The sequence below is a fragment of the Roseibium sp. genome (genome assembly GCF_048260565.1).
GTDB lineage: Bacteria > Pseudomonadota > Alphaproteobacteria > Rhizobiales > Stappiaceae > Roseibium.
The window spans coordinates 220204-227339 of record NZ_JBLXGP010000008.1 but is presented as its reverse complement, the minus strand read 5'-3'; the positions used below and the strand labels follow the sequence as shown (position 1 = coordinate 227339).

Sequence of the window (7136 nt, the reverse complement as noted above, 5' to 3'; positions counted from 1 at the left end):
GGTGATCAGTGGGAACAAGCTGGTCGAGCGTCACCATCTCGAGAGCTGTCTGGTCGGGGCCGGGCTTCTTCAACATCAAAACAGTGAATCAAAAACCCCCGGCTAACGCCAGGGGTTTGTCAGCAGTCTGAAGGGCGCCCCACGGCGTCCTTTTTTGATTCAGGATCCTTAAAGTATAGAGAATTCGAACAGATTAGCGGCCTGTATTATCTCGCCTTTCGAGACACTCCATGACGACATCGGCCGCCGCCGCGCTCTGGCAACGATCATCGGGCAGGCGCATCAGATGATCCAGATCCCCGAACGCCTCGATCTGCTCCCGCCTTGCCTCGCTGTCGGTCAGAAGGTCGGCGACCACCGGTTCCAGCCGATCCGCATTGACCTCATCATCCAGGAACTCGGGAACCACATTCCGGCCGAGGATGATGTTGGGCAGGACCATCGAAGTGGCGCTGACGATCTGGACGACCTTATTGAGGTCCTTCAGCCGCCGGTAAAACCAGTCGAGCTTGTAGCAGATCGCCATGGGTACGCCGGCAAGCGCCAGTTCCAGGGAAACGGTACCCGATGCCGCCAGGGCCGCATGGGCCCTGCGAAAGGCGGCATGCTTTGCCTCCTCGCCCAGGACGATTTCCGGCTTGACCGGCCAGTCGGCAACATCGCGCCTGATCCGCTCGACCATGTGCGGAACCGCTGGAAGCAGCACTTCGAGGTCTTTGAACCGTGCGGCAAGCCGCGAAACCGTGCTTCCGAAATCCGCCAGAAGGCGATCGACCTCGCTGCCGCGGCTCCCGGGCAGAACCAGCAGCACCTTTTTCTCAGACGAGACCGGCGTCCGTTCGCCGTCCTTCGGACGGAATCGATCCACCCGCTCGATGATTGGATGGCCGACGTAGTGGGTCCGAGGCCCACCGAGCCGCTCGTGAACCTCCGGCTCGAAAGGCAGAAGCGCGAGCAACTCATCCACGTAGACGCTCATCTTGCGCGCCCGTCCGGACCGCCACGCCCAAACCGACGGCGAGACATAGCCGATGATCGGAATATCCGGCGCACGCTTGCGCACCCGTTTGGCGACGTTGTGGGTGAAATCGGGACTGTCGATAATAATCAGCACATCCGGTTTCGCAGCGATCACGCCGGCCACCGTCTGGTAGACCCTTTTGACGATCATCGGCAGCCGGGCAAGAACAGCGGTCATCCCCATGACGGCAATGTCCGACATGTCGAAGAAGCTTTTGAAACCGGCAGCTTTCATCCGCTCGCCGCCGACGCCGCAATAGGTGACCGTGTCACCAAGGCGGCCCTTCAACGCCAGAATAAGCTCGGATCCAAGCAGATCCCCGGACTCTTCCCCCACGACAATACAAATGGTTCTGGGACGGGGCGACACGGAAGACATCAAGACCTGCTCCTCAGCCCTTTTCCGGCCGCTCGATGCCGTAGATAAAAAGACCGGCCTCGTCGGCTTTGCGGACGGTCGCTTCCTGATCGGCGATCAGGGCGCGTCCGGCTTCGACGGCAATGCCCGCGAGACCTGCAGCAGATGCCAATTCGATGGTTCTGGGGCCGACGGTCGGCAAATCCACCCTGAGGTCCTGGCTCGGCTTGGCTGCCTTGACCAGCACGCCGGCAGCACCCTTGGACCGGATCCGTCCGTTCGCACGCAGAACCGCACAGCGTTCCAGCATCGCATCAGTCCCCTCGGCCCCCTCAAGCGCCACCACCCGGCCGCCGACGGCTACCGCCGCCTGACCGATATCCAGTTCGCCGAGCCGTTCGGTCGCCTTGAACGCCAGCTCCATATCTTCCAGAGCGCTATTTGAGGGTGACACCTTGCCCAGAACGCCCAAGCCGGCCAAAAGTTCAGGTGCGATATCCGTCATGCCGACCACCTCAAATCCTTCCGCTTCAAACAGTCCGATTACCTTGGAAAGCAGGCTGTCATCGCCCCCCATAAGCGCTCTGACGATCTTAGGCAGAAGCCTGAGGGTTCCGGCATCCCCGAACACGGACGCAAAATCCGGACGCCTGGAAATTCCGCCGATCAGCAGCAATCTGGAACATCCGTGCCGTTTCAATGTCTTAAGCAGACGCCCGATCTCTCCCCATCCCAATTCCGCGACGGAGCGCGCCAGGGTCTCCGGGTCCGCTTCGCCCTTGATAGCGACGGTCACCGGCGTAAGCCCTTTTTGTGTGAGAAGATCGGCCACCTGATGCGGCAACGCCCCGTTTCCCGCGACAAGACCGACGCGGGTATCAGGCGGCACGACTGCATTGGACGGCGACGCCATAAGCGTCTCAGTCCCCGCTGCGTGGCGTGCAGAACCGTCGGTCTTCCTTGTCCAGAATGAAATCGGTGACGATCTTCACCAACGGCGCGTCCGGATATGCCTGTGCCATGTCCTGGGCCCGTTCCCTCAACGTGCCTTCCTCGCTTTCGAAAAGCGTCTTGTAGGCGGCTCTGAGCGCATGGATCTGTTCACGCGGGAAGTTCTTTCGCTTCAAGCCGATCAGGTTCAATCCCGCCAGACGGGCCCTGTCACCGATCACCGAACCGAACGGAATAACATCGAACTCGACGCCGGTCATACCACCGACAATCGCCCCGGTTCCGATCCGGCTCCACTGGCGGACGGCGCTCAGGCCGCCGAGGATAACGTAATCTGCCAATTCGACGTGACCGGCGAGCGTCGCATTGTTCGCCAGAATGGCATGATCGCCCACCATGCAGTCATGGCCCACATGAGCGCCCATCATGAACAGGCAATTGTCGCCGACCCTGGTCAGCCCACCGCCGCCGGCCGTACCCGGATTCATGGTGACGTGTTCGCGGATCTGATTGTTGGAACCGATCTCCAGATAGGTTTCCTCGCCCGCATATTTCAGATCCTGCGGTTTGTGACCGATGCTGGCGAACGGGAATATATGCGTACCTGCGCCGATTGTCGTATGACCGGCGACGACCACATGGGCTTCCAGGCGAACGCCGTCACCCAGCTTCACGTGGGGCCCGATTATGCAATAGGGTCCTATTTCGACACCATCGCCCAGCTTGGCGCCGTCTTCAACGATCGCCGTTGGATGTATCTCAGCCATCCGTCCTCACGCGTCCACGAGCATTGCGCTGATTTCCGCTTCTGCGACCTTCGCACCATCAACCTTGGCGACCGCCTGGAACTTCCAGATGTTGGACCGCTGCTTGATTTTCTGGACGTGAAAGTGAACCTGGTCGCCCGGAATGACCGGCTTGCGGAACTTCGCATTATCGATGGTCATGAAGTAGACCAGCTGCGGAGGGGTGCCGTCGCCCCGGGAATCCACGCAGATTGCGCCGGCCGTCTGCGCCATGGCCTCGATCAGCAGGACACCCGGCATAACGGGCTGTCCTGGAAAATGTCCGGTAAAATGCGGCTCGTTGATCGTGACGTTCTTGATGCCGATGGCGCTGTTGTCGCCGTCGATCTCGATGATCTTGTCGACCAGCAGAAACGGATACCGATGCGGCAACATCTCCATGATCCGCATGATGTCGGCACTACCGAGTTCCGTCTTCTCAGTTTGTTCCATTCGTCAGCCCCTTGAGCGACACAAAGCGCCCAGTTTAATCTCTATCTTGACAAACCTTTAAGACCCGCCGCCCCGCTCCGCAAGCTTGCGTAACGCGGCCATCTCGCGGAACCATTGCTTTACCGGCTTTGCAGGCGTCCCGCCGTAGCGCCCGCCGGCAGGCACATCCTCGCCAACGACGCTAACCGCGGCAATCTGGGCACCCATTCCGATGCGTACGTGCCCGCGCACCCCGGTCTGTCCGCCGATCGCTACAAAATCTTCCAGGCTGCAGCTTCCGGAAAGTCCAACCTGGGAAACAAGGACACAGTGCCGTCCGATAATGACATTGTGTCCGATCTGGACCTGATTATCGATCCGGGTCCCCTCACCGACAATCGTATCCCGGTTAGCCCCCCGGTCGATGGTGGTGTTCGCGCCAATCTCCACATTGTCCTGGATAACCACGCGGCCGACCTGCGGAACCTTCAGATGTCCACCGGCACCCATCGCGTAGCCGAAACCGTCCTGGCCAATACACACCCCGGGATGCAGGTAGACACGATCGCCCAGAATGGCGTGCTGCAGCGTTGAATTGGCCCCAATGACGCAATCCCGCCCAATCGTGCAGCCCGGGCCGATGACCGCATTGGGCAATATGGCGGTACCCGAACCGATCTGTACCCCTGCACCGATCACAACTCCGGATCCCACAGCAACCCCTTCTTCCAACACCGCGGACGGGTCAATGGAGGCGCGATCGGAAATCCCCTGAAACCCTGCTGGCTTCGGAACCATTGCATCCGGATACAATTGAGCCAGAACCTTGGCCCAGGAACGATAGGCATCTTTCGACACCAGAATGGCGACACCTTCCGGCACCTTGTCCACGTGCTTGCGGGCGATGATGCAGGCGCCAGCCCGGGTCTCGCTCAATTTGTCGAGATAAGCGGTATTGTCGAAAAAGACGAGCACGCCATCATCGGCATCCTCGATCGGCCCCACGCCCGCGATCAACCGCCCGGGCGTCCCGCGAATAAGCTCCGCTTCCGCCCATTCAGCGATTTTTTCGAGTGAGACCGGCTCTACCGGAGGAAAAAAGACGGGATCGGACATGGGTTTTGGCTCCCCTGAGCATCAGGCACCAATAGCAAACGGCCGCCGGCAATGCGGCGGCCGTAGAGGGTTTGTCACGCGGTACGTTAGAAGCGGGTCCCGCCGCTCAGGCGGAACACCTGCGTCTTGTCCACGCTGTTTTTCGCGAGCGGCCATGCGAAATCCGCCTTCAAAGGACCGAACGGAGACCGCCACCTGAGACCGACACCGACGGAAGCCCGAAGATCGAAGTCATTCGAATTCACGGAAGACGCGTTGTTGTTAACCAGGTTCACCAGTCCGGAGTCCGCATCCCAAAGCGCACCGGCATCGGAGAAGACCGCGGTGCTCAGGCCGAACTCCTGGGGAACGCCCGGGAACGGGAACGTAGCCTCAGCCGTTGCGGCGAAGAACAGCTGACCGCCGATCGCGTCGCCGGTGACAGCGTCACGCGGACCGATCCCCTGATTTTCAAAGCCACGAACCAGATTCCCGCCCAGCATAAACTGTTCAGGCACCCGCAGACGGTCGCTGCCCAGAGCCGTGATGTGACCGCCGGTGACCTTGAGGGCACCAACGATGCCCTGATCCGGCAGGATTTCCTTGAAGTACTTAACGTCGGCCGTGCTCTTGATGTAGAAGGAATCGCCACCGAGGCCCGCGAATTCCTGTCCGGCGGCGGCATAAATCCCGTCGGTCGGATCGAGGTTGTTGTCGAGCGTCGTATAGATGAACCGGTAGCCGGCAAGAGACGTCAGGTTTGTCCCAAGCGAGTCACAGATCGCGATCGAAAGGCCGCTGCCTGCGCAGTTCGCAATGCCCGTAGCCTTGTTGTCAGGGTCTTTCAGATCGGTCTGATAGATCTTGTAGAACAACCGAAGCGTCAACTCGTCTTCGCGAAGCGGAAGCGAGAACCCGAAGCCACCACCCGTGGTCGTTTCGTCATAGGCACGGTAGTCGTTGCTGTCATTGACAAGCTTGTAGAGGTCAAGGTCGAGACCGATCCGGCGACCAAGGAAGAACGGCTCCTTGAACGCAAACTGGTAGCTCTGCGTATCGGCGCCCATGCCGACACCGAGCTTCACATACTGCCCGCGACCCAGGAAGTTCTTTTCCGAAATCGAGACATCGCCGATGACGCCGTCGCTCGTGGAGTAGCCCACACCGAAGGAAACTTCCCCGGTCGGCTTTTCCTCAACATTGACATTGATGACGACACGGTCCGGCGCGCTGCCAGGAGATGTCGTAATCGCCACACGCTCGAAGAAGCCGAGGTTTTTCAAACGGCGTTCCGCCTTGTCGATGAGCGCCCGGTTGTAGGCATCACCTTCCACGATATCGAATTCGCGGCGAATAACATATTCGCGGGTACGGTCGTTGCCGATCACATTGATCCGCTCGACATAGGCGCGTGGGCCTTCCTCGATATAGTACGTGAGCGAAATCGTCTTGTTTTCGTAGTCACGAGAGCCGCGGGGACGAACCTGCGCAAACGCATAGCCGTCTTCGGAAATCTTGATCGTGAGATCCTCGACGGTCTGCTCCACACGCAGAGAATTGTAGGTATCTCCCGAATGGGTGCGCAACTGAGACCGCAGGGCCTCCGGATCCACAGCGGAAAGGGACGAAACGACCTCAACATCCGCAATCTTGTATTTCTCACCTTCCTCAACGGTAAAGGTCACATGAAACACATTGTTTTCGCGGTCGAGATCAGCGGTCGCCGAAACGATATAGAAATCGGCGTAGCCCTTCTTGTGGTAGAACTGCCGCAGCAGTTCCTGATCCTGTGCCAGGCGATCGGGATCGTAGGTATCGGTCGACCGAAGCCAGCTGAGAAGCCCGCTCTGACGGGTCCGAATCACGTCACGCAGCTTCCCGTCGCTGAACGCATGGTTGCCGATGAACGTGATCCGTTCGACACCGGTCTTCTTGCCTTCGTTGATTTCAAAAACGAGATCGACCCGGTTGTTGCCGCGATCGATGATCTCCGGATTAACGGACGCGCCGTAGCGACCGGACCGGCGATAGGCCTCCAGAATGTTCTGAACGTCGGCCTGGACCTTCGCGCGGGTCAGCATCGTGCGCTCGGAAGACCGGACAGCCGTCTTCAGCGCATCGTCGTTGATCTTCTTGTTCCCCTCGAAAGACACCCGATTAATGATCGGGTTTTCCGTCACGTTGACGACAACAGTGCCGCCCTGGGGAACGATCTTTACATCTGCAAACAGACCGGTCGCAAAAAGCGCCTTGAGAGATTCGTCGATATCCGCAGGGCCATAGGAACGCCCGACGGAAATAGTCAAATAACTCAGTACGGTCTCGGTCTCGATCCGCGTATTTCCGCGCACCACAATATTGCGCGCGACTGCCGCTTCTGCCGATGTAACCGAAAGCGGCCCGTATGCATTGGGTAGAACGGCGCCGGTGCAAAACACGGCTGCCGCTAGCAATACGGCACGAGTGAATTTCTGCAATCGCTGCATAAGTGCGCT

General features: G+C 59.4%; 6 protein-coding genes. All 6 read right to left on the bottom strand.

Going from position 1 to position 7136, the window contains the following annotated elements; all coding sequences use genetic code 11:
• Positions 1 to 193: 193 nt before the first annotated feature.
• On the bottom strand, positions 194 to 1399 hold the full coding sequence (gene lpxB / locus ACN0SO_RS17820) for a lipid-A-disaccharide synthase (RefSeq protein ID WP_417680063.1): 1206 nt from the start codon (positions 1397 to 1399) through the stop codon (positions 194 to 196).
• A 13-nt stretch (positions 1400 to 1412) separates the two neighbouring features.
• On the bottom strand, positions 1413 to 2291 hold the full coding sequence (locus ACN0SO_RS17815) for an LpxI family protein (protein ID WP_417680062.1): 879 nt from the start codon (positions 2289 to 2291) through the stop codon (positions 1413 to 1415).
• Positions 2292 to 2298: 7 nt separating this feature from the next.
• Positions 2299 to 3096, bottom strand: a complete 798-nt coding sequence (lpxA, locus tag ACN0SO_RS17810) for an acyl-ACP--UDP-N-acetylglucosamine O-acyltransferase (RefSeq protein ID WP_417680061.1) — start codon at positions 3094 to 3096, stop codon at positions 2299 to 2301.
• Positions 3097 to 3102: 6 nt separating this feature from the next.
• Positions 3103 to 3567 (bottom strand): 3-hydroxyacyl-ACP dehydratase FabZ, encoded by a 465-nt coding sequence (gene fabZ / locus ACN0SO_RS17805; protein WP_417680060.1) that lies wholly within the window; start codon positions 3565 to 3567, stop codon positions 3103 to 3105.
• A gap of 57 nt (positions 3568 to 3624) precedes the next feature.
• Positions 3625 to 4662 (bottom strand): UDP-3-O-(3-hydroxymyristoyl)glucosamine N-acyltransferase, encoded by a 1038-nt coding sequence (gene lpxD / locus ACN0SO_RS17800; protein WP_417680059.1) that lies wholly within the window; start codon positions 4660 to 4662, stop codon positions 3625 to 3627.
• Between the two features lie 86 nt (positions 4663 to 4748).
• A complete protein-coding gene (gene bamA / locus ACN0SO_RS17795; protein WP_417680058.1) occupies positions 4749 to 6992 on the bottom strand; it encodes an outer membrane protein assembly factor BamA in 2244 nt (747 codons plus the stop codon).
• Positions 6993 to 7136: the final 144 nt, after the last annotated feature.

What these genes read in the sequence shown, in the direction of transcription:
- lpxA (WP_417680061.1), bottom strand. Translation starts at nt 3,096, where the DNA reads ATGGCTGAGATACATCCAACGGCGATCGTTGAAGACGGCGCCAAGCTG.
- ACN0SO_RS17815 (WP_417680062.1), bottom strand. Translation starts at nt 2,291, where the DNA reads ATGGCGTCGCCGTCCAATGCAGTCGTGCCGCCTGATACCCGCGTCGGT.
- lpxD (WP_417680059.1), bottom strand. Translation starts at nt 4,662, where the DNA reads ATGTCCGATCCCGTCTTTTTTCCTCCGGTAGAGCCGGTCTCACTCGAA.
- fabZ (WP_417680060.1), bottom strand. Translation starts at nt 3,567, where the DNA reads ATGGAACAAACTGAGAAGACGGAACTCGGTAGTGCCGACATCATGCGG.
- lpxB (WP_417680063.1), bottom strand. Translation starts at nt 1,399, where the DNA reads ATGTCTTCCGTGTCGCCCCGTCCCAGAACCATTTGTATTGTCGTGGGG.